The sequence below is a fragment of the Priestia flexa genome, from assembly GCF_021441905.1.
Taxonomy (GTDB): domain Bacteria; phylum Bacillota; class Bacilli; order Bacillales; family Bacillaceae_H; genus Priestia; species Priestia flexa.
On the sequence record NZ_CP090431.1, the window covers coordinates 2,353,812 to 2,375,458 of the forward strand.

At 36.8% G+C, this 21,647-nt stretch carries 21 protein-coding genes and 1 tRNA gene; 8 read left to right on the top strand and 14 right to left on the bottom strand.

What is annotated here, in order from left to right:
* Window positions 1–76: 76 nt before the first annotated feature.
* Both LZP85_RS12175 and LZP85_RS12180 read left to right on the top strand, forming a co-directional pair.
* The gene (locus LZP85_RS12175) at window positions 77–748 is read left to right on the top strand and encodes a response regulator transcription factor (RefSeq protein ID WP_206782514.1); all 672 of its coding nucleotides are present in this window, start codon (window positions 77–79) and stop codon (window positions 746–748) included.
* Window positions 745–2,121, top strand: coding sequence for a sensor histidine kinase (locus LZP85_RS12180; protein ID WP_119543990.1), 1,377 nt, complete (start codon window positions 745–747; stop codon window positions 2,119–2,121). Before LZP85_RS12175 ends, LZP85_RS12180 begins: the two co-directional genes overlap by 4 nt.
* Window positions 2,122–2,144: 23 nt before the next feature.
* Here LZP85_RS12180 and LZP85_RS12185 read toward each other — a convergent pair whose 3' ends face one another.
* A complete protein-coding gene (locus tag LZP85_RS12185; protein WP_119543991.1) occupies window positions 2,145–4,292 on the bottom strand; it encodes a SpoIID/LytB domain-containing protein in 2,148 nt (715 codons plus the stop codon).
* Window positions 4,293–4,574: 282 nt separating this feature from the next.
* Between LZP85_RS12185 and LZP85_RS12190 the strand changes: the two genes are divergently transcribed.
* Window positions 4,575–5,093, top strand: coding sequence for an acyl-CoA thioesterase (locus LZP85_RS12190; protein ID WP_206782513.1), 519 nt, complete (start codon window positions 4,575–4,577; stop codon window positions 5,091–5,093).
* Between the two features lie 65 nt (window positions 5,094–5,158).
* Here the strand turns inward: LZP85_RS12190 and LZP85_RS12195 are convergent, their stop codons facing one another.
* From LZP85_RS12195 to LZP85_RS12215, 5 genes are all read right to left on the bottom strand, one after another.
* Window positions 5,159–5,920: a MerR family transcriptional regulator gene (locus LZP85_RS12195; protein ID WP_119543993.1), complete on the bottom strand. Its 762-nt coding sequence runs from the start codon at window positions 5,918–5,920 to the stop codon at window positions 5,159–5,161.
* A gap of 51 nt (window positions 5,921–5,971) precedes the next feature.
* On the bottom strand, window positions 5,972–6,379 hold the full coding sequence (locus LZP85_RS12200) for a ribosomal maturation YjgA family protein (protein ID WP_226639013.1): 408 nt from the start codon (window positions 6,377–6,379) through the stop codon (window positions 5,972–5,974).
* Window positions 6,380–6,435: 56 nt separating this feature from the next.
* Complete coding sequence (locus tag LZP85_RS12205; protein WP_025910801.1) at window positions 6,436–6,714, bottom strand: hypothetical protein; 279 nt, start codon at window positions 6,712–6,714, stop codon at window positions 6,436–6,438.
* Between the two features lie 89 nt (window positions 6,715–6,803).
* Window positions 6,804–6,998, bottom strand: coding sequence for a hypothetical protein (locus tag LZP85_RS12210; RefSeq protein ID WP_142925367.1), 195 nt, complete (start codon window positions 6,996–6,998; stop codon window positions 6,804–6,806).
* Window positions 6,999–7,166: 168 nt separating this feature from the next.
* Complete coding sequence (locus LZP85_RS12215; RefSeq protein WP_061786026.1) at window positions 7,167–7,745, bottom strand: suppressor of fused domain protein; 579 nt, start codon at window positions 7,743–7,745, stop codon at window positions 7,167–7,169.
* 330 nt (window positions 7,746–8,075) lie between these two features.
* Here LZP85_RS12215 and zupT point away from each other — a divergent pair, with 330 nt between their 5' ends.
* Complete coding sequence (gene zupT, locus LZP85_RS12220) at window positions 8,076–8,879, top strand: zinc transporter ZupT (RefSeq protein ID WP_078989488.1); 804 nt, start codon at window positions 8,076–8,078, stop codon at window positions 8,877–8,879.
* A 27-nt stretch (window positions 8,880–8,906) separates the two neighbouring features.
* Here the strand turns inward: zupT and LZP85_RS12225 are convergent, their stop codons facing one another.
* Window positions 8,907–10,010 carry a M24 family metallopeptidase gene (locus tag LZP85_RS12225; protein ID WP_226639015.1) on the bottom strand — a complete coding sequence of 368 codons (1,104 nt, stop codon included), beginning with the start codon at window positions 10,008–10,010 and terminating at the stop codon, window positions 8,907–8,909.
* Between the two features lie 103 nt (window positions 10,011–10,113).
* Entirely contained in the window at window positions 10,114–10,761 is a 648-nt protein-coding gene (locus tag LZP85_RS12230; RefSeq protein WP_025910796.1) for a hypothetical protein, read from the bottom strand.
* A gap of 309 nt (window positions 10,762–11,070) precedes the next feature.
* Between LZP85_RS12230 and LZP85_RS12235 the strand changes: the two genes are divergently transcribed.
* Both LZP85_RS12235 and LZP85_RS12240 read left to right on the top strand, forming a co-directional pair.
* The gene (locus LZP85_RS12235; protein ID WP_374699996.1) at window positions 11,071–11,955 is read left to right on the top strand and encodes an LCP family protein; all 885 of its coding nucleotides are present in this window, start codon (window positions 11,071–11,073) and stop codon (window positions 11,953–11,955) included.
* Window positions 11,956–12,072: 117 nt separating this feature from the next.
* The gene (locus tag LZP85_RS12240; RefSeq protein WP_025910794.1) at window positions 12,073–12,438 is read left to right on the top strand and encodes a hypothetical protein; all 366 of its coding nucleotides are present in this window, start codon (window positions 12,073–12,075) and stop codon (window positions 12,436–12,438) included.
* Window positions 12,439–12,473: 35 nt separating this feature from the next.
* On the opposite strand, the gene LZP85_RS12245 is transcribed toward LZP85_RS12240, so the two are convergent.
* From LZP85_RS12245 to LZP85_RS12255, 3 genes are all read right to left on the bottom strand, one after another.
* The gene (locus tag LZP85_RS12245; protein ID WP_119543297.1) at window positions 12,474–13,997 is read right to left on the bottom strand and encodes an ABC transporter permease/substrate-binding protein; all 1,524 of its coding nucleotides are present in this window, start codon (window positions 13,995–13,997) and stop codon (window positions 12,474–12,476) included.
* Window positions 13,997–14,956 carry an ABC transporter ATP-binding protein gene (locus LZP85_RS12250; protein ID WP_119543298.1) on the bottom strand — a complete coding sequence of 320 codons (960 nt, stop codon included), beginning with the start codon at window positions 14,954–14,956 and terminating at the stop codon, window positions 13,997–13,999. Before LZP85_RS12250 ends, LZP85_RS12245 begins: the two co-directional genes overlap by 1 nt.
* Before the next feature lie 163 nt (window positions 14,957–15,119).
* Window positions 15,120–15,192: transfer RNA gene (locus LZP85_RS12255), tRNA-Thr, on the bottom strand.
* A gap of 197 nt (window positions 15,193–15,389) precedes the next feature.
* Between LZP85_RS12255 and LZP85_RS12260 the strand changes: the two genes are divergently transcribed.
* A complete protein-coding gene (locus LZP85_RS12260) occupies window positions 15,390–16,442 on the top strand; it encodes an aromatic ring-hydroxylating oxygenase subunit alpha (protein WP_119543299.1) in 1,053 nt (350 codons plus the stop codon).
* Window positions 16,443–16,479: 37 nt separating this feature from the next.
* On the opposite strand, the gene LZP85_RS12265 is transcribed toward LZP85_RS12260, so the two are convergent.
* Window positions 16,480–17,010: a GNAT family N-acetyltransferase gene (locus LZP85_RS12265; RefSeq protein WP_025911376.1), complete on the bottom strand. Its 531-nt coding sequence runs from the start codon at window positions 17,008–17,010 to the stop codon at window positions 16,480–16,482.
* Window positions 17,011–17,117: 107 nt separating this feature from the next.
* Complete coding sequence (locus tag LZP85_RS12270) at window positions 17,118–18,611, bottom strand: DHA2 family efflux MFS transporter permease subunit (RefSeq protein WP_062686964.1); 1,494 nt, start codon at window positions 18,609–18,611, stop codon at window positions 17,118–17,120.
* Window positions 18,612–18,800: 189 nt separating this feature from the next.
* On the opposite strand from LZP85_RS12270, the gene LZP85_RS12275 reads away from it, so the two are divergent.
* On the top strand, window positions 18,801–19,706 hold the full coding sequence (locus tag LZP85_RS12275) for a TetR/AcrR family transcriptional regulator (protein WP_025911378.1): 906 nt from the start codon (window positions 18,801–18,803) through the stop codon (window positions 19,704–19,706).
* Window positions 19,707–19,719: 13 nt separating this feature from the next.
* Here LZP85_RS12275 and LZP85_RS12280 read toward each other — a convergent pair whose 3' ends face one another.
* Complete coding sequence (locus LZP85_RS12280) at window positions 19,720–21,645, bottom strand: glycoside hydrolase family 3 protein (protein WP_119543300.1); 1,926 nt, start codon at window positions 21,643–21,645, stop codon at window positions 19,720–19,722.
* Window positions 21,646–21,647 lie beyond the last annotated feature (2 nt).

A 21,647-nucleotide genomic window follows, 5' to 3' on the forward strand; every position in this document is an offset into this window, starting at 1 on the left:
GAAATTGTGAAAAAATTTTTTCTGCTACCAAACACATAGTATAATAGCTTTGAATAGAAAGAGGAGTGTGTATAAAGTGAGCTTTACAATTTACTTAGTCGAAGATGAACAAAACTTAAATGAAGTTTTAACTCTTTATTTACAAAAAGAAGGCTGGTCTGTTACTTCATTTTCAAATGGAACAGATGCCAAAGCAATGATTCATACCCCTCCTAGTCTTTGGGTTTTAGATATCATGCTTCCTGATATCGATGGTTATCATCTCATTCGTGAAATTAAGTCTGCTACCCCTGATATCCCTGTGATTTTCATTTCTGCTAGAGATGCAGATATTGATCGAGTATTAGGGCTTGAAATGGGAAGCGATGACTACTTATCCAAGCCATTCTTGCCTCGTGAGCTCGTTATTCGTGTTCAAAAACTTTTAAACCTTGTGTATGGTCAAAAACAAAAACACGAATCAACAATTGCTATAGGTCCCTATACGTTAGACCTTCATACACGAACTGTATATGAAAACAATCAGACTATTGATTTAACATCAAAAGAATTTGATTTTCTTGTTACATTATCTAAAGACATAGGCCAAGCATTTTCACGCGAGCAGTTATTAGATTCTATATGGGGTGAAGATTACTTCGGTTCAGACCGAGTGGTGGATGATTTAGTACGCAGGGTTCGAAAAAAACTGCCACATGCTCGAATTGAAACCATTTATGGATATGGTTATCGGATGATGAGCACATGAAAAACCGATCTCTTGCTTTTCAAATTTGGCTTGTCATCTCAGGCATATTACTAGTTATCTCACTTTTGTTAGCTACGTTGTTCCCGAGCGCACTTAGACAATTCTTCACCGATGAGATTTATACAAGCATTGAAAACGAACAACATATTTTAAAAGAATACGGGTTGCCTAGTCGCTCTGGCGAATATTATTTTAGCAATGACGAAAACGGGCCATCTTTACGAAACCGTACGGTAGACCACATTTTATTACCTGAAAATGTCGATATTTCCTATCTATCTTCACGCGTTCTGCCTCAAGATTTTTTGAGACACGCACAGGAGCTAGCTCAAGATCAGGAATCAACTGTCGAAAGGTATGAAAAAGACCTGGGTAACCGAACGTTATTTTATGTAATTAGTAAAGTAATCATTAATGACCAGCCTGCATTTTTATTATCGTTTTCATGGGATACGTATCGAAATGCCTTGGCTTCCGCTTTATTTAAGCAGCTATTAGTCGTAATGTCCATCGTTTTTCTTTTAAGCTGGATCCCTTCTATTTGGCTCGCAAAATATTTAAGTCGTCCTCTTGTCTCGCTTGAGAGACATGTTAAGAGAATTGCAGAACAAGAATGGCACGAGCCTGTAACGTTAGACCGCACGGATGAAATTGGAAAATTGGGCTCTTCCATAGAACAAATGCGACAACGACTTATTCGAAAAGAAGAAGCACAACAAACTCTTCTTCAAAATATCTCACATGATTTGAAAACACCTGTAATGGTCATTAGAAGCTACGCTCAATCCATACAAGATGGTATTTATCCAAAAGGAGATTTGCCAAATACTGTTCAAGTCATTGAAGATGAATCACAGAAATTAGAAAAGAAAATTCGTGACTTGTTATATTTAACAAAATTAGATTATCTATCAGCTCACCCTGTTGACCATGAGCTTTTTTCTTTGTCAGAACTTATTTGCGAGGTAGTTGAAAGGCTGCGGTGGAGTCGTACTGAAATTCAATGGGATATTAGAGATGATAAAGTGACAATTGATGGTGATAAAGAGCAGTGGACCAAAGTTATTGAGAACATTTTAGAAAACCAGATTAGATACGCTGAATCATCCATTTCTATCTTTGTTCACAGAAAAATTCGTGAAGGGATAGATATTGTAGAATGTCGAATTGCAAATGACGGACCTCCTATCGAAGAGAGCGTATTATCCACTATTTTTGAACCGTTTGAAAAAGGTTCAAAAGGAGAGTTTGGTATTGGACTCAGTATTGTAAAGCGAATTGTTACTATGCATAATGCGACAATCTCAGTTCAAAACCTAGATAAAGGCGTTTCTTTTACTATTCACATTCCAGCTTCACAAACAAAGCCGTGACGTTTTTGCCACGGCTTTTCCGTTTATTTATTTGCAATTTCTTCTAGTTCATTAACTACAAAGTCGTTTACTACACGACTAGAACCTAATACTGTAAAATCGTTATAGCCACTTAAGATATCAGCTGTACCTGCTGGCAGCTTATCTGCATCGGTTAGGATAACTGGTACACCATGTTTTCCAGCTAGAATTGATCCAGCTAGTGCATCTGGAAAATTAGTTCCCGCTGCTACATAAGCTTTTTTTGTATTGCCAAGTAAGTTCGTCACAACCTTCTGATTTGTGGCGTAGCGATGTTCTCCTGCATATCTCACTCGGTTAGCTGGAAGAGAATTGTAAACTGATTCGTTAACTACTTGTTCAGAACCAATAACAATTGCTTCTGTTTTTCCTTCAAGCACTTGTGCTGTAGCTGCAGGAATTGAAGTTGGTCTTGTTAATACAATTGGAATTCCTTCTTTCGCTGCATATGGAGCTACTGATAAAGCATCTGGGAAGTTTTGTCCATTCACTACAATTACTTTCGAAGAATTTATTTGTTTAGCAATTGCCGCTGACGTCTCAAAGCGATCCGCTCCGCCTAAACGCTGAACTTCCTTAGCACCTAATTGCTTAATTTCATCTAATACTGAATCACGAATAACTCTTGAACTTCCTAACACAATTACTTTTTCAGGCTGCAAGCGCTGAAGCTCTTCTTTTACAGTTGGATGCAATTCATGACCCGTTGTTAGTAATAGCGGAGCATTTTCTTGAACAGCAAGAGGAGCTCCTGCTAGCGCATCTGGGAAATTCCCTCCCGCTGCAATGACAACTGTTCGAGCCGTCGTCCATCCTTCTCTTGCAATTTCTGCAGCTGTATCATAGCGTTCAGGTCCTGCTAAACGCTTTGCTTCACGGTTGTATTGCTGTGTGCGTTCTGCATTCGGGTAGTAAAAGCCTAAAATTTGATCATACGTTTGACCAGCTTTGGCACGATAATAAGCTCCGTATTGACTCATTCCCACACCATGTCCATATCCTAAGCCTTTTAGTACCGTTTCTTTATCAGTAGCATTTTGTTCAGTCACATAGTAACTTTTGATAAGATTTACCCCAATAATTGGACGAATATCAGAAGACTTTACATTATTTAAGCTCAATGTTTTCACATTAAGTTTCCCCTCTGAATCAACATCGTCTTTTACAATAAACTTGACTTCTAAGCTTCCTTTATTATAACGATTACTAGTATTCTTTTCAGTGAATTCTAGCTTTGGAATTGAGACAACCTTAATTTCTTTCCCTTTATAATCTTTTTTCTGTAAATAGGCTTTAATGTTATCAGTAATTTCCTTATCATTTTCTTTAATGGCACTCCACCATTCTTTATAGCGAACTAAGTCTAAGTTTTCTATGTTTATTTGCTGCTTGTTCACTGTTAAATTCCAAGGGTGCTTTGGATCATATGAATCGGTTTGAATTGGTAAATAAGGAAGCGATGTTCCTGACCACGCATTAGCATTTGACTCCGTAACTCCACCATTACTAGATGAATACAGTGCGCTAATTAATTTACCATTATATGTAAGGGTTTGACCATATGATTTCTCAACAGCTGCATTCGTATTAGCATAGACTGTTTTCCCACCGTATACTTGATATTGAATGGTATCATTGATGGTTTTGTTCAGATGCCCCATTGCATATGTACGTGCTGCAATAGCTTGTGCAGTTAATGACTCTACAGGCCAACTTGGAATCATTTCGTTAGGAACGACTCCCTTTAAATACTCTTCCATTGATACATGATTAATTGGTAGTATATATTCGTTACCTTCAATCACAAAATCAAAACTCCCACTATACACTCTTCCTTCAATACGCGTTTCTGCTGTTTGATTAGTATAAAGTTTAAAAGTTGTATCAGCCTTTAATTTGGTAGTTCCTTTATATAAAGAAAGTTTCCCTTGTTCTACCTTTAAGAGATAGGTCTGATTAGCTTCTAATCGAACTCCTTCATAAGATGTCGCTGCATCTTCTGATGTTTGAATTTGAATTTCCTTTTTGTTTTTCAAATAATTTTTAAGCTGGACGCTTACAGTTGGGTTTGTTTCAGCTTTTGCGTTTACCACGGAATAGCTTGAGCTAAGCATGAACATAACAACTAAAGCAGCAATTACTTTTTTCATACGTTCCTCCTTAAATAAATAAATCTATGAATATTTTAAACTATTTATCGGACAAAAGGAGAAATTTTTTAATTCTTTTTATTTACATATTTAAAAAAGGTAAAATGCATATTAAACAGCCACAACTTTATACCTAACTAATATGACAGAAAATACTCTATTTTTTTACTTTTCATCATAAAGATTACTGATTCAAAAATAGGGAATAAAATTGATATACGTTTTTTATTATTACATATGGACATTCATTATAGATTGAGGTTTTAAAGGAGTGCTTTATAGATGACAGTTGAACAAATACCTTGCAGTGTATCAAGAGTTGTAAAATCACAGCATATCTTCCCTAATGATTTAAATAATCACCATACGTTATTTGGAGGGAAAATTGTAGCCGATATGGACATGATTGCATCATTATCTGCTACAAAACATTCAAGAAAACCGTGTGTTACAGCATCGATTGATCACGTCGATTTTATTGAACCTGTGACGGAAGAAGATTTCATATCATATGAGTCTTTTGTTGTACTAACTGGCAAAAGCTCAATGATTATCTTTGTAAAAGTAATCGCTGAGAATTTAATTACAGGTGTTAAACGAATTGCAGCGACTTCTTTCTTAACGTTTGTTGCTTTAGAAGGTAGGAAACCTGCTACTGTACCAAAGGTTGTAGCGCAAACAGAAGAAGAAAAAAGCCTACAAGCGATTGCATTAGAACGCAAAAATAATAAACGTACACAAATTGAACAAAGTAAATCCGTAGCAAAAATTCTATCAAAAACGTTGCGCAGTAGTAATTGAAAAGAGTCCCCATTTGGATGGGGACTCTTTTCAATTACTATGTTCAAAATCATGAATAACTTCTCTTATTGCTTTTCCTCGTTTAACAAACTATCAGCGAATACCCCCATAGCTTCTTTTAAAAATTCAGCTAAACCTTCTCCGAATTGGTCAATGTTCTTTTGAAAGCGTTCATCTTGAATATATAATTCTCCTAACCCTTTAAATGCTTCTGGTGAATATGTCGTAAAATTACGATTCAAGAAGTCATACCACTCTTGTATAGCTTTTTGAACCGATTCTGATGATGGTGATTGATTCATCAGCTTAGCTATCTTTTTATAAATCTCATTTGCTTCTGCCGATAAATCCTCTTGTTCACTTTTTGTCATACTTCTAACTTTTTTATTCGCTTGGTTTACTTTCTCGTTACCCCATCGCTTTTTTGCTTCTTCTTCATACGGATTCACACTAAAATCAAATCCTTCAAACCTTTGTTTATTGGTCATCAATCCTTCTCCTTTCATCGACTTAATCGTTTGTTCAGTCATAGCAATCATCCGATTAAGTCGATTTCGTTTTTCAATTAGAAGCTGTTGATGTAACTCTAAAGCTTCTTGTTTATTAAAGGAAGGATCATAAATGACTGCTTTAATTTCTTTTAAAGAAAGCCCTAGCTCTTTAAATAATAAGATATGTTGAAGCATCTCTAAATCTTCTTCAACATATAACCGATATCCCGATTCAGTTACTTCCGTCGGTTTCAATAAATCAATTTCATCATAATGATGAAGAGTTCGTATGCTAATACCAGCTAAACTTGCTACTTCCTTTACCTGCATAGCCATTTTCAATCCCCCCTCTTAATAGTAACGATAAAGTATGACGTAGCGTGAGAGTCAATACTTTTCATCATTTATGTACGGATTCTTTTTAAAAGTAAGTTCTACCAATCCCCCCACTGCAATTCCTACAGTGTATGCAATTAGATCACTCCAAAGAAAGCCATATCCTAAAATGAGTCCTCCTAAAGTGATTTCTCTAAGTTGTACAATCCACTCTGCTTGGTAAAGCTGACTACATTCAATGACATAGCAAAACAGTATTGATATAACAATAATTCGAATGGTACTAGCTGTTTTATATATACTGGAAAATCCAAGAAAGATCATTAATGCCCACAAAGTATCACCTATATACAACCTCAAAAAAGCAGGTAGATACTCTTGAAAAACCCTCGTTGACAACCCCAGCAGAGTTGTTATTAAACATAAACAAGCATAGACAACTCTATTTCTACTATTCATTGACTTCCCCTTTTTATGACTGAATTCAAAATAAAAAGCACTTTTATCAAGTGCTTCTACTTCTTATTATAATAGATTTTTAAATTCTCTAGCTCGTTAGCAGATTTAAATTTTTTATTCGTCGAAATTTGATGGTTTGAAAACAGCTTTTTTATTTCTTCACTATTTTTCCCAAGTAGTGTTGTCAGATTAGTCATCATTTGAAGATATTGTTCATCGGTTATTTGCTGAGTTGCATGGAGGCAGCTTCCTACTAAATAAGCTAGAGCTGAATTATCTATATTAATGGTAATATCTACTTTTGCGTTTCCACTATCACTTACTAAGCTTTTCATGATAAACCTCCCCGTACTAACCGCTATTCACTCTTCATTAACCTAAGCGAATTTTCACTAAATTCGCTTACTAAAGAGTCCCCCTTAGATTAAAAGATTAGGCCGCTATCAGACTGATCTAGGCTCTGCGACTGTTTTGATCTTTTTCCTTGCCCTAGGTTAATATTAACGTTGGAGTTTCCACTGTTGCTAATGATATTTTTGTTTCCATCCTCATTATTTGTGCCCCCACTTGGACGAAAATTTGGATTTATTTGTGGCCTTCTGCGCTGGTTATTCATCATAACATCCCCTTCCTAATTATGTTTAATACTTATGTTCTACTATATGTAATGGGAATTTATCACGTATAGGTGTTTGTCTTAGGACAATCGTGGAGTTTTGTCCTAAAGTTTCTAGATACAAGCCTGTTTTCTATCAAGAAAAAGAGACAGCCCTACCTGGCTGCCTCTTTATACTACCGTTCGACGCTCTAAATTAAATACGTTCACTCGCTCATCGTCGAATCGGCTTAGCAGAGAGTCCACTCCATATTCTAATGCAAAAGCTCGCTCATTTTCAGAGATTGGGACTGCTTGTAAAAACGCAACCTTTTTATCTGATAGCTCAATCGTAGAAAATGTATCCCATAAAAATGGCGGAATCAATAAAATATGCTGCATATGAAGGCTATGATCGAAAGAAGTAATAATATCTTTATAAATTGCCCCTGGAAAGATTGAAACATGTGACTTCATCATATGAAATACACACTTGCTTAAAATTTGTGGGAAGGGTGCAAATGAAGAATGACATGCTCCTACAATTTCAATGCGAAGTGGAATACCACCCACCGTGTATCCTGTTGGACAATGATACCCTCCCAACGTTGCATATGCTGTTAAGTCTGAACGGGGGTGATTGCCTGTTGCTAAAACATGTACGCTGTGTTTTTTTCTCTCATCCTCAAATTCGTCAATACGATCTTTCCCTCCAAAAACTTCAACTGCTTTATGTATAATTTGTTCATCATCTTTTGAGTAATTAGTCATCAAAAAGCCTCCTTGCTATCAAGCTTACAAAGCCTCTAATGTACAGGATATACTACCAAACGAAAAATCGATAGCGATGCGATAATTTGTGAACAAAATGTTATCTGTTCGTAATATATCTCTTGGAAATGATTTTCACAATCGCTATTTCATACTCCTTCTAAACTATAGGCAAGTTCCCAATCAAAAGAAACTGAATATACTGTGCTAGATAAATTGAGAATTGAACATGTGATATTATTTCCCGTTGCCTTTACACACTGGTCATGTCTCAGATATTTGTGGAATATAGATAAAAACTCACTCTTATTCTTTCAGGAGGATTATTTCATGACTGAACATTTATTACTAGCCTTTGGTTTAACATTAATGGCAGGTCTCGCAACAGGAATAGGAAGTATTTTAGCTTTTTTTGTATCTACAACGAATACAAAATTTCTATCAATTGCACTCGGTTTTTCAGCTGGCGTTATGATCTACGTATCCATGATTGAAATTTTTGTAAAAGCACAGGATGCCCTTGTAGGAGCACTTGGTAAAGTATCTGGAAATTGGGTAACGGTTGGTGGTTTTTTTGCTGGAATGCTATTGATTGCAATGATTGATAAATTTGTCCCAAAACAAGGAAACCCACATGAATTAAAGACCGTAGAAGACATGAAACAACCAAGAGTGAAAGACACTGCTCTTTTAAAAATGGGAACATTTACTGCTTTAGCAATTGCCATTCATAATTTCCCTGAAGGAATTGCTACGTTTACGTCAACCCTTCAAGATCCTTCTTTAGGAATTGCTATTGCAGTAGCAATTGCTATTCATAACATCCCTGAAGGAATTGCCGTTTCCGTACCCGTTTATTTTGCAACAGGTGATAAGAAGAAAGCATTTAAACTCTCTTTTTTATCAGGTCTTTCAGAGCCTCTAGGAGCTATTGCTGCATATTTTTTACTCATGCCTTTTTTAAATGACGTTATGTTCGGGGTTATCTTTGCCGCAGTAGCAGGAATTATGGTCTTTATTTCTTTGGATGAACTTTTACCTGCTGCCCAACGATATGATGAGGCTCACCTTTCTATTTATGGTCTTATCGGTGGAATGGCTATCATGGCCATTAGTCTTCTTCTCTTCATATAGAAAAAGCCCTTTTAATGGGGCTTTTTCTTACGGTTTAATAATTTGTAAGTTTTTAGGGTACTTCGTTAACGTTTTATTTCCATCTTTCGTAATAACTACATCATCCTCAATACGTACTCCACCAACGTTCGGAATATAGACCCCTGGTTCAATTGTATAAACCATGCCTTCTTTTAATACGTCATCATTCGTACGGTTCATAGAAGGAAATTCGTGTACACTAATTCCTAATCCGTGACCTAGTCGATGTGGAAAGTATTCTCCGTATCCCGCTTCCGAAATAAGGTTACGCGCAATCATGTCCAAGTCCCCAATCCTCGTGCCAGGCTTAGATGCAGATAAAGCAGCGTCTAACGCTTTATTAACCGTCTCGTACATATGCTGTTGTTTTTCAGTAATTTCACCAAATGACACTGTTCGCGTAATATCTGAGCAATATCCATCTAATACAACGCCTAAGTCAAATAAGACCATATCACCTTTTTTCAGCGTGCGTAGCCCAGGATTACCATGAGGATCACCCGTTTTTTCTCCAAATAACACCATCGTAGAAAACGACATCTCTCGAATACCTTTTCGCTTTAATTCATATTCAATTTTAGCAAGAACGTCCATTTCCGTAACGCCCTCTTTTAAAGCAGATACACCTACTTCCACACCGTAATCAGCAAGGGCTGCTGCTTCTTGTAAAATGTCAATTTCCGCTTGCGTTTTAACTAGCCTTAATTCGTTCATTTTTTCTTCTACGCTTTCAAAGACAGCATCTTGATACAACGTTTTTAACTCTTCACTTCGCAGGAAAGATAGCTGTTCTTTTTCCACTGCTAAACGACCAATGTTATTAACTCCTCTTTTATGTAATGCCTCATGAATAAGTTTCCAAGGGTTTTCATGATCTTCATATCCAACGATATCATACTTCCATCCTCCACTTTTTGCCTGATTAACTTCCATGAAAGGACAAACAAGTAAAGGTTCAGCATCTGGAAATACAAATAGACCTAATAACCGTTCATGTGGATTCGTATAAAAATTTGTTAAATAAAATACATTTTCTGTTGAAGAAATAAATGCAGCATCATAGCTTTTTTCAGAAAGCCAAGAAGCCAGATTACTTAAACGTTCATTCATCGTATATAACTTCCTTTCTTTATCTGTTAAAACTATTATACCATAATTTCACTACTTTCTCGAATAGTGAAACAACGTCTTTAGGCACAAAAGAAATTCTAGTTTATATACTATTTTGTACTGATTCGCTAGGTTGAATAATTACTTTTTTAAGCCATTGATTATTATACTGATAAATAAGATGGTAATCCCCTCCGGTAAAATATTGCTCCTGGAACATCTCTTGGTTTTTTAAAAATCCAGGGTCACCAATAAAATAATGTCCTTCGTTTAACCTAAATGTTTGAATAAACGAACTTATTCCTTCTTCATCTACATCATCATCAATGACTATTTCAACCGAGTTGCCATTGCTATGAAAATCAAATTCACCTGTTTGATTAAGCCGTACGACTGGTACATTAAACTCGCCTACTGTCAAAAATTGTTTCATTCCCTTCAAAACCTCAGATTCATGATCATCAAATAACAGGTAGTAGTTAAACTTATCCCCATCTGCCTGAAGTATGTTTGCAATTAGCTCAAAATGCTCTTTGCTTTGCTCATCATCAAACATGACAACGAATGACTCGTGATAAGATACCATTTGAAAAGGCGTCATTATCTTCTCTTTAAATCGTAGCATCAATTGTTCACAGCGCTTTCCCGTCACTTTTGCTCCTTTAATTGTTCCCACTCCATATGTTTTCCAGTGTGAAACAGCTTTTTGTGGAATAACGACTATATTTGAAGATGATACGTATAAGCTCATTTCCCCATCTCCTTTGCCATTCTGCATTTTTTCACCTTTTACTAATTAGAGACTTTTGGCTCATTCACCTGCAAAAAACGTATAAATTCATTAAAACCTTTTTGTTTGCTTTAATCTTACAGAATACATACCTAGATACACACCTAGCTTTTACGATTAAAATGGCTAATACTTGCTAATCATAGAATGTGATGGTAATTTTATATAAGAATATAATTGCTATACTTTTCAATTACTTTAAAATGATAGGTGAGAATATTGGAACAACGTGAACATCGCAAACGACATAAACAGAGAAAGAAAAAGCGAATGAGAAGATTTTTTCTTTTTTGCTCTGTAGTACTGATTGCTTTAGCTGGATATGTTTTTTATCAATATCAACAAGGGTTGGCTGAAGCAGACGGCGACTTTCAAAAAGATGGACAATTTGAATTTAACGGTAAAAGCGCCAATTTAGATACTATGAACGTTCTTCTTTTAGGGATTGATTCGCGTGGGGAAGAACATTCACGTGCTGATACAATTATGATTGCGCACTATGACAAGGATAATAACCAGCCAAAGATTGTATCTCTTATGCGAGATAGTTATGTAGATATCCCCGGGTATGGAAAAAATAAAATCAATGCAGCATATGCATTTGGGGGACCTGAGCTTTTGCGCAAAACAATAAAGGAAAATTTCGGTATCGATGTGAATTACTATGCGGTAGTAGATTTTAAAGGCTTCTCAAAAGTTGTAGATACAATTGCTCCAAATGGTATTGAAGTTGATATTAACCAAAGAATGTCCCATGGTATCGGGATGACCTTAGAACCGGGAAAGCAGACGCTTCACGGTGAAGAGCTATTAGGCTATGTGCGATTTAGACATGATAGTCAAAGTGACTTTGGACGGGTTCAAAGACAGCAAGAAGTTTTAGGTAAACTTACAGAAGAAGCGTTATCGCTTCAAACAATTGCTAAAGCACCTAAGTTATGGGGAATTATTGATCCCTATGTGGATACAAATGTACCTCCAAAGACCTTCGTATCTATAGGAAAAGATTTCTTACTTGGAAGCTCAAATGAACTTGATTCGCTTCGCATCCCTGTTGACGGTGCATTTATCAATGAACGTGTTTCAGGAGCAGGCGCTGTACTACGATTAGATTTAGAAAAGAACAGGCAGGAAATTCAAACATTCTTAGATTAAAAAGACCCAAAAAGCAGACAGTTTTCTGCTTTTTGGGTCTTTTTTTTATGTTCATACATATATTAGTTACGCTACGGAAACACGACAACGAAATCCGTGTCTACTGGAGGGACCAATGTGAAACTATATCAATATGCTCAGCGTAAAACTGATTCTATGCTTTATCAGTCTTATCATTTCAACACCATTCTTTCTCAGACGGGAGATGTAAAAATAAATTACATTTCATTAGCACCTTATGATTACGCGCCTAAAACTGAAGCCACGATTCCCAAACTACTCTTAATTATAAGCGGAGAAGGATGGATTGCTAACAGTGAAGGTCGAATTTATGTTAATTTCGGAGAAGCTGTATTTTGGAAAGCCGGTGAATACGTTGAATTTGGTAGCGCGGATGGAATGACCTGTATTAGTATTGAAGGCTTCGAAATTTCTCCAGACACGTGGCTACAAGTACTACATAAAGGTACGACCTCATCATAAAGAAAGCCGAGTCATTGCTCGGCTTTCAATTAATTTCAGTCTGATACTAACCCCTTTTTAACCAAGAACTTGTGGGCTACCTCTTCTGCTGTTTTCCCTTCAGCATTGACTTCATAATTCATTTTACGCATTTCTTCATCATTGATTTTCCCTGCTAGCTTATTGAGAATCTCCTTTAACTCAGGATGCTCTTTTAACGTTTCTGCTCTTAAGACAGGCGCACCTTGATAAGGGGGAAAGAACTTTTCATCATCTTCTAGAACTGCTAAATCATACTGTTCAATTTCTGGGTCTGTTGCATATGCATCCAATAAATTAATATCACCTGTTTGAACTGCATTATAGCGAAGCTTTGGTTCCATCGTTTTAACATTGTTTAACGCTAAGCCATACTCTTTTTGAAGACCTGCATATCCATCTTCTCGATCCTTAAATTCAAGGGTAAAGCCAGCCTTTACTTGATCAGCCACGTTTGTTAAGTCTGAAATAGTTTTGACGTTATTTTGCTCTGCAAACTCTTTTGTTACTGTTAATGTATACGTGTTATTAAAAGCCATCGGTTGAAGATAGACTAAATCAAATTCTTCCTTTAATCCTACTTTGGCTTGTTCGTATACTTCACTGGCATCTTTACTATTAGGTTGCTCTTTTAAATGCGTAACAAGCGCTGTTCCAGTATATTCTGGGTAAATATCAATTTCTTTATTACGAAGAGCTTCAAATACAAAAACTGTTTTTCCCAATGACGAACGTAAGTCTACTTTCATATTCGTTTCGTCTTCAATTAACTGTTTATACATATTAATTAAAACATCTGGTTCTGCACCAAGTTTCCCACCTATTACAAGATCTGGCTCAGTTGCTTTCATAGCTATAAACGGGGATGCAAGAATTAATACTAAAATAGCAATCATAATGATAGGACGTTTTTTCGAACCCTTCTTTGAAGAATTTTCAATTGTTCGAAGAACCACGTCAAAGACAATTGCTAATAGTGCTGCTGGAATGGCACCTAATAAAATAAGAGCATTATCACTTCGGTCAATTCCTAATAGAATTAAGCTACCTAATCCACCTGCACCAATTAATGCAACGATGGTTGCTGTTCCGATGATCAAGACCATCGCTGTACGAATACCAGCCATAATAACTGGAAGAGCCAAGGGTAGCTCGACTTTTATCAGTCGCCTAAATGAATTCATTCCCATCGCTCTTGCTGCTTCAATTAAAGATGGGTCTACTTCTTTAATTCCTGTATATGTATTGCGAACAATTGGTAATAAAGCATAGAGAAATAAAGCAATAACAGCGGGAACGGTTCCTATTCCTACTACTGGAATTAATAACCCTAATAAAGCTAATGAAGGAATCGTTTGTAGAACAGCCGTTACGCCGATAATAGGCTCAGCAATTCGCTCATGCCTGGTTAAGTACAGGCCAAGAGGCACGGAAATTAATACTGCAATTAATAGCGCTAGTACGGAAATTTGAACATGTTCAAGCAGTGCTTGAACAAGCGCATCTCCCCTTTGTTCTAACAAAGTAGTTAAGCCATTCATTATACCACCGCTCCTTCTTTTGATTTATTAGACAAGAAGGCAAGGATGTTTTTGCTCGTTACAATACCAATTTTTTTTGAACCTTTATAAACACCAACACAATCGTGCTTTTGTAAAAGCTCTACAGCTTCGCCAATAGATGCAGATGATTTTAAATGTACAGGGGCTTCAATCTTTTCAAAATCTTGCTGATTTGTTTCATTAACAAATACTTCTAATGGTTGAAGCAATACGCTTCCCTGATTACCGATAAATGATTTTACGAAATCATTTTTAGGGTTTTGAACAAACTCTTTTGGTGTGCCAATTTGAACTACTTCCCCATCTTTCATTAAACAGATACGATCTCCAAGAGTCATGGCTTCGCTAATATCATGCGTAACAAAGACGAATGTCTTTTTTATCTTTTCTTTTAAAGCTAAAACGTCCTGCTGCAGCTGATCACGACTTAGCGGGTCTAGTGCACTGAAAGGTTCGTCCATAAGAATAACAGGAGGATCGGCTGCGAGAGCTCTAGCTACACCAATGCGCTGCTGTTGCCCACCTGAGAGTTCAAAAGGCTTGCGGTTTCGGTATTGCTTCGGGTCCAGTCCAACCAGTTCCAAGAGTTCATCTACACGCTTTTTGATTTTATTCTTTTTCCACCCCTTCATCTCAGGTACTACCGCGATGTTTTCCGCAATGGTCATATGAGGAAATAAAGCAATTTGCTGGAGGACATACCCAATTTCCCAGCGCAGCTCATTAATGTTGTAATCCGTTACTTTTTTATCCGCTATGTATAAATCACCACTAGTCACATCATGAAGACGATTAATCATTTTAAGCGTCGTTGTTTTCCCACATCCACTAGGACCAATAAGAACAAAAAACTCCCCTTGCCTTATTTCTAAATTAATGTCTTTGACAGCTGTGGTGCCATCTTCATACTGCTTTGAAACATTTTTAAATGTGATCAAATTTAGATGCACTCCTCGTTCAGTTTTTATCGATAACCTCTTTTACCCTAGTTTTCTTTCCATTAAACATTTTTACATTTTATCTATTTTTAGGAAAATAAATACTTTGATGAGTACAAAAAAACGAGACCCTTAAAAGGTCCTCGTTTTACTACACGTATTATGCTAGCGACAGGGATTGAACCTGCGACCTCTTGCTTACCATGCAAGTGCTCTACCTACTGAGCTACGCCAGCGTCAATCGTAATTATATCATATTTTTCTATTCTTTGAAACATTTTATTTCATTTATTATCCAAAATGTATCTATCTGATTCACTATAATCTACAAAAATTCAAATGAATGTAAGAATATCTAACAATAAAAATGAGAATTTTCTAAAAATGAGTTACACTGGTAAAACATTCAAGAAACTAGAAAGGAAGAAGATAAATGGACCAACAACAAATGCTTAAAAAATCTCCCCCAAAAACACCTTATCCGCGTGACTGTACGTTTAGCAAGGAGGATTGGACGACTCTTTCGACCTATTGGTATCCCATCGCACAAGCAGCTGAGGTAAACGAAAAGCCGCTTAGCGTTAAGCTATTAGATGTCAATTTAGTTGTATATCGCACTAAAAAACAAGTTGTCGTAGCTCGAGACCTCTGCGTTCATCGTGGCACTCCCCTTAGTATGGGTTGGGTAGAAGAGGAGGAAATTGTATGTCCTTATCACGGATTTCGCTATAACACAGAAGGAGCTTGTACATCGATACCAGCGCATCCTGATGCAAATATATCTCCTCGCCTCTGCATGACGGTTTACCCTGTTATCGAGCAATTTGGACTCATTTGGACATCGTTAACAGGCGAAATGGATAACATTCCACAGTTTCAGGCTTGGGATGACCCTGACTTTCAACAAATTGTTTGTCCTAGCTTTGATATAGGGGGTTCGGCAGGTCGACAGATGGAAGGCTTTTTGGATGTTGCACATTTTGCCTGGGTTCATACGGATACATTTGGCGATCGAAACAATGCCTTTGTTCCCAGATATAAGGTTGATAAAACAGACTATGGTTTAAACGTGGAGTACTTAAGCACTGTAAGCAATTACTCTAAAGAACAAGCACACTTAAATCCAGAAAACTTTAAATGGCTGCGGGTATTTGACGTGTACCCACCTTTCACCGCTACACTAAAAGTTTATTTTCCTGAAGGTGGCCAGCTTTGGATTATGAATGCGGTTTGTCCAGTTTCCGCTCGTGAAACGCGCTTATTTGTACCTATTGCTCGCAACTTTGACAAAGATTCTCCTGTTGAAGGTGTTTATGACTTTAACCTTCGGGTATTCGATGAAGATCGCGAAATGGTTGAAAACCAAAAGCCCGAAGATCTCCCTCTTGATTTACAAATGGAAGCTCATATCGCAGCTGACCAAACATCCATTGCTTATCGAAAGCTACTAAAATCAATGGGGCTAAGCTTTATTTATACAAGTTAATTAAAAACGCGTCAGGCTAAAACTTGACGCGTTTTTATTACTCATATTTAATTCGAGCATACATGCATAAATCAACAAACATCCCTTTTGACTTTTCAACTTTTCGCAGAGTTCCCTCATACTGAAAATGATTTTTCTCTAGTAAATGAATGGACGCCTTGTTTGCTGGCTCTACTTTAGCCGATACCCTAACCATATCAAGGCTCACAAAACCATAATGAACCAATTGTTGAACTACCTCTGAACCATATCCTTGTCCCCAAAATACTTCGTCTATTTCATAGCCAATTTCTACGTGCTGGTTATGAGTATCTATTTGATTAAATCCGCATGAACCAATAATCTTTGCTTGCTCTTTATGAAAGATTGTGTAGCGTAGTGCTTTTTGTTCCTTCGCTAGATTCTGTAGAAAAGCAATCATTTCCCTTGCTTGCTTTTCATCACAAAAAGAATCAATATTCATGAATTCAGTAACTTTTTGATTAGACCAAATTTTAAAAAGCTCCGGTGCGTGCTCAAGTTGGATTGGGGTTAGACAAATACGTTCACCTTGAAGAGATTGCCACATAACTCCTCATTCTCCTTTCAAGACTCATCATACTTTTTCACTATACAACGAACATATTCATAAAAAAAGGTAAGGTTCACTTATAAGTGAACCTTACCTTTTTTATTTTATTTAGCAAACTGTTCTCTTTTAACAGCTTGTTGGTCTTGTGTAACTCCGCTAACTGTTACTCGCTTCATAAAGAGCGATAAGACTAATGCCACCACTATAAGTATCGATGAAATTAAAAATGAATCATTGATCCCTTCAACCATGGCCTGCAGTCCAATTTGCTGTTGCAAATCAGCCGTTGGTGCAACGGCTCCATTACTCATTGCCTCTTTTGCTAATTCTTCTGCATGAAATTCTGTGCGGTTAGACATAACCGTTACAAGTAAAGCTGAACCAATAGCTCCTGACACTTGTTGTAACGTATTATTCATCGCTGTGCCGTGCGGATTAAATTGCTGTGGAAGCTGATTTAATCCGTTTGTCATAATCGGCATCATAACCATTGACATACCAAACATACGAGCCGTGTATAGGATAATTAGCTCCGTATATGTAGTTGTCAATGATAATTGACTAAACATATACGTCGTAACACCTGTGATAGCTAACCCAATTACAGCTAGCACGCGTGCGCCAAATTTATCAAACAGCTTGCCTGTAATTGGAGACATAATCCCCATCACTAAGGCTCCCGGTAATAACAATAATCCTGAATCTAAGGGCGAAATCCCTCGAGCACTCTGTACGTACATTGGTAGTAATAGCATTGCAGAGAATAATGCCATCGTAATAACAATTGAGATGGCAGATGACAATGCAAACATTGGATATTTAAAGATACGAAACTCTAGCATTGGTTTTTCAAGCTTAAACTGGCGAGTAATAAATAAAACCAACCCAATTACTCCAACGATAATCGTTCCGTATACTTCTAGTGATCCCCAGCCTTTATCTCCAGCTGAACTAAACCCGTACAGTAAACCACCAAATCCAAATACAGAAAGAATTAAAGAAAGCTTATCTAACTGAATATCTACCTTTTCTTTTTGATCTTTCAACAAGAAAAATGCTAATACAAGAACAACAAATGCAATTGGCGTCACAACGTGAAATAGCATTCTCCAGTCATAATGCTCAATTAACCATCCTGAAAGAGTTGGGCCGATTGCAGGTGCAAAAATCATCACCAATCCAAAAATACCCATTGCTCCCCCGCGCTTTTCAATTGGAAAGCTCGTTAACAGCACATTCATTAATAGCGGCATCATAATAGCTGCTCCTGATGCTTGAATAACACGTGCAGCTAACAATACTCCAAATTCCGGCGCTACTCCAGCTACTACTGTACCCGTTGTAAAAAGAGCCATCGCTGTTAAAAACAAGCCACGGACCGAGTATCGTTGAATTAAAAAAGCAGTGGTTGGAATCATGATACCATTGACAAGCATATAACCTGTCGTTAACCACTGAACGGTTGATGTTGTTACTCCTAACTCATTTTTTATAGATGGTAAAGCAATGTTTAATAATGTCTCATTAAGTAATGAAATAAATGCTCCTATAAGTAAAATACCAATAATTCCATATGGTGGTTTTTTTGTAGTTTGCATAAAGTTCCTCCTCTCACTAAACCGCAAGTATATTTTTTTATACTATAAGTTCACATATTGTATATTATACCTTCAGTTCATTTTTTGCAACAAAAAAAAGCTGTGATTTTAAAAGAGTTTGTGTAAACGTTTTTTCTCTTGTATCATAAATAAATAGACAGCTAGTACACTTTTATTGCAGGTGATGAAATGAATAAAAAACAAGAATTGATGCTAAAGAGCGCTCATAAGCTCTTTGTTGAAAAAGGATTCCAAGCAACATCTATACAAGATATCGTTGAAGATAGCGGCATTTCAAAAGGTACGTTTTATAATTACTTTTCGTCTAAGAATGAGCTAGTCATTAAAATTTTCGAGTCGGTTTATGATGAGTTAGAAACCAAAAGAAATGAATTTTTAATTGGCCAAAACCGTTCAGACTTAGATATATTCATTAAGCAAATTGAACTTCAGGTACAAATGCACCATCAAAATCAATTGTTTACACTATTTGAAGAGATTTTCTTTTCGAATAACGCTGAGCTAAAGGAGCATTTTAAACAAGCTCAGCTTTACGAATTACACTGGCTTTACAATCGATTAATTGACTTATTTGGCTCAGATAAAAAAGCTTACTTACTGGACTGCGCCATTATGTTTTTAGGCATTCTACACCGCAACTTTCACTACAGCGTCATGGCACACCATAACCAAATTGACGCACCTAAAATCATTCGTTATACCGTCGATCGATTAGTTCATTTAGTGAAAAATGTCTCTACTAGCCAAGAAATGCTTTTTGATCCTGACTTGCTAACACAGTGGATTCCTTTTCACAATCATTCTCCTCAAACAACAGAACAAAAGATTCGAGCCTCTATCTTATTAGTAACAAAAGAAGCGGAAGATGCTGATGATGTAGACAAGCCAAAAATTATTGAATTACTAACATTCTTACAAGAAGAGCTTATTCGTCAGCCTCAAATACGCTCGTTTGTCATTAGCAGTACTTTGCATGCTTTAAGCGAAACAGTAGTCGGTACATCAGAGGAGTTTAAACAGTTAAAAAACCTTATTCAACTCTTAATTGAAGAACAAAAAGAGCCACCTATGTAGGTAGCTCTTTTGTTTATTTTAAAGGCTTATTATTTTTAATATTTAATCCTAAGCCAAACGGGTATAGCGTTTCGCCTTTATTTGTGACAGAAGGAATAGCTACGGGAAGCTTTCCTTTTGGATCAGAAGCTCCAAAAATGGTTTTAACACCCGCTGGAATATTTGGCTGACGATAGCGTCCATTCGTGTATCCTTTAAAACCGTACACCGCCAAAACAGCATTAGCTTCTTCAAAATTTGCTATGTCATAAGGATTTCGCACACTCATTAATACAAACTTTTTACTCTGTGATTGACTGTAATTCATAACGGCTCTTGGGAAAGCTGTTGCCCATTTGGATGAATCTTGAACTGTGTCATCAATTACCCCATCGTTCACTGCCGGGTCATTTTTCACTATATATGAACCTGTGATAACATAATCAGCTTCATTTATCTTCTCTTTAGTTTCCTCTGTAAACGTCTTATTTTCAAATTCTAAACGTTCTACATCTACTGACTTAATCCTTTTTTTATCTATTAGCTCTTGAATTGTGCGCGCCATTGCATCTGTCTGGTCTTTGAAAGGGGCAACCACCAATACTTTTTCATGTTTTTTAGGTTTAAATGGCAAAGTACACTTTTCATTTTTTAGTAATGTCACCGCTTCTTCTGCCATTTTTTCTTCTGCTTTTACATGCTCCTTGTTTCCTACTACCCTTAGAGCATTTTTCACTTTTTTATCTACATTTTGATCAGTTGCTTCGTAAATGCCTCTCTTTATTTTCAAATCAATAATTCGTTCGGCAGAGTCATTAATCTCAGCCATTGGAATTTCTCCACTATGGACTGCGTTTATTACTCCGCTATAAACATCCTCTAAATTCTTTTCCATTTCAATAGAGTTGACTTGAGCGGGCATAAGTGCAATATCTACGCCAGCATTAATAGCCATAATAACAGCCTCTTCTTGGCCGAAATTATCCGAAATAGCTTTCATATTTAATGCATCTGTAACTACAATTCCATTGTATCCAAGCTCTTTTCGTAAAAGATCGGTTATAATCCCTCTCGATAATGTAGCTGGAACCGTAATTTGTTGACCATCCTTTTTACTTGTATACGTTGTGTCATCGAGGGCTGGAAATTGTAGATGCGCCGTCATAATCATGTCTACACCTGCATCCATCGCTTGTTTAAAAGGATAAAGTTCCACTTCATCTAAGCGCTTTTTATCATGTGATACAACAGGTAAACCGTAATGGCTATCTACCGCGGTATCTCCATGTCCTGGGAAATGCTTGGCTGCCGTTGCAATATTTTGTTTTTGTAATCCTTTAATTGTTTGAACACCTAATTTTGCTACTAACTTTGGGTCTGAGCTAAATGACCGGACACCAATCACCGGGTTTCCTGGGTTATTATTCACATCAATCGTCGGAGAAAAATTTACGTTAATGCCCAAAGAGGACAGCTCTTTACCGATAATCTCTCCAGTTTTATATGCATTTCGTTCTCTTCTAGTAGCACCAAGCGCCATATTTCCTGGCAGATTGGTTCCCGACTGTAGCCTTGTAACAATTCCACCTTCTTGATCGATTGTAACAAGAAGAGGAATATCTTCACTGGCACTTTGCAAACCATTAACCAATCGAACTGTTTGTTCAGTATCTACCACGTTTTCAGCGAACAAGATTACGCCGCCAATATGGTATTTTTTCACAATACTTCCTACTTCATCATTCATTTCAGTAAATCCAACAGCCATTTTATCCCCTTGCTTCTTCCAGTTACGAAAATCTGGCATCAGCATTTGACCAACTTTTTCTTCTAGCGTCATTTCTGAAACAATGCTTTTAGCATCAAGCGTTTCTTCTGCTGATACTAAAGGAGTCTTAAATGGGATAAGGATTGAGGTAGCTAAAGCTGCTACAAGCCCTACAGACATCACTTTTTTCATAA

Bases quoted from the DNA above. Each gene is read 5' to 3' on its own strand.
- LZP85_RS12200 (WP_226639013.1), bottom strand. From the start codon at position 6,379: ATGAATAGTAGAAATAGAGTTGTCTATGCTTGTTTATGTTTAATAACA.
- LZP85_RS12180 (WP_119543990.1), top strand. From the start codon at position 745: ATGAAAAACCGATCTCTTGCTTTTCAAATTTGGCTTGTCATCTCAGGC.
- LZP85_RS12275 (WP_025911378.1), top strand. From the start codon at position 18,801: ATGAATAAAAAACAAGAATTGATGCTAAAGAGCGCTCATAAGCTCTTT.
- LZP85_RS12280 (WP_119543300.1), bottom strand. From the start codon at position 21,645: ATGAAAAAAGTGATGTCTGTAGGGCTTGTAGCAGCTTTAGCTACCTCA.
- LZP85_RS12230 (WP_025910796.1), bottom strand. From the start codon at position 10,761: ATGAGCTTATACGTATCATCTTCAAATATAGTCGTTATTCCACAAAAA.
- LZP85_RS12195 (WP_119543993.1), bottom strand. From the start codon at position 5,920: ATGGCTATGCAGGTAAAGGAAGTAGCAAGTTTAGCTGGTATTAGCATA.
- LZP85_RS12215 (WP_061786026.1), bottom strand. From the start codon at position 7,745: ATGACTAATTACTCAAAAGATGATGAACAAATTATACATAAAGCAGTT.
- LZP85_RS12270 (WP_062686964.1), bottom strand. From the start codon at position 18,611: ATGCAAACTACAAAAAAACCACCATATGGAATTATTGGTATTTTACTT.
- LZP85_RS12210 (WP_142925367.1), bottom strand. From the start codon at position 6,998: ATGATGAATAACCAGCGCAGAAGGCCACAAATAAATCCAAATTTTCGT.
- LZP85_RS12260 (WP_119543299.1), top strand. From the start codon at position 15,390: ATGGACCAACAACAAATGCTTAAAAAATCTCCCCCAAAAACACCTTAT.
- LZP85_RS12205 (WP_025910801.1), bottom strand. From the start codon at position 6,714: ATGAAAAGCTTAGTAAGTGATAGTGGAAACGCAAAAGTAGATATTACC.
- LZP85_RS12185 (WP_119543991.1), bottom strand. From the start codon at position 4,292: ATGAAAAAAGTAATTGCTGCTTTAGTTGTTATGTTCATGCTTAGCTCA.
- LZP85_RS12265 (WP_025911376.1), bottom strand. From the start codon at position 17,010: ATGTGGCAATCTCTTCAAGGTGAACGTATTTGTCTAACCCCAATCCAA.
- LZP85_RS12190 (WP_206782513.1), top strand. From the start codon at position 4,575: ATGACAGTTGAACAAATACCTTGCAGTGTATCAAGAGTTGTAAAATCA.
- LZP85_RS12245 (WP_119543297.1), bottom strand. From the start codon at position 13,997: ATGAATGGCTTAACTACTTTGTTAGAACAAAGGGGAGATGCGCTTGTT.
- zupT (WP_078989488.1), top strand. From the start codon at position 8,076: ATGACTGAACATTTATTACTAGCCTTTGGTTTAACATTAATGGCAGGT.
- LZP85_RS12225 (WP_226639015.1), bottom strand. From the start codon at position 10,010: ATGAATGAACGTTTAAGTAATCTGGCTTCTTGGCTTTCTGAAAAAAGC.
- LZP85_RS12235 (WP_374699996.1), top strand. From the start codon at position 11,071: ATGAGAAGATTTTTTCTTTTTTGCTCTGTAGTACTGATTGCTTTAGCT.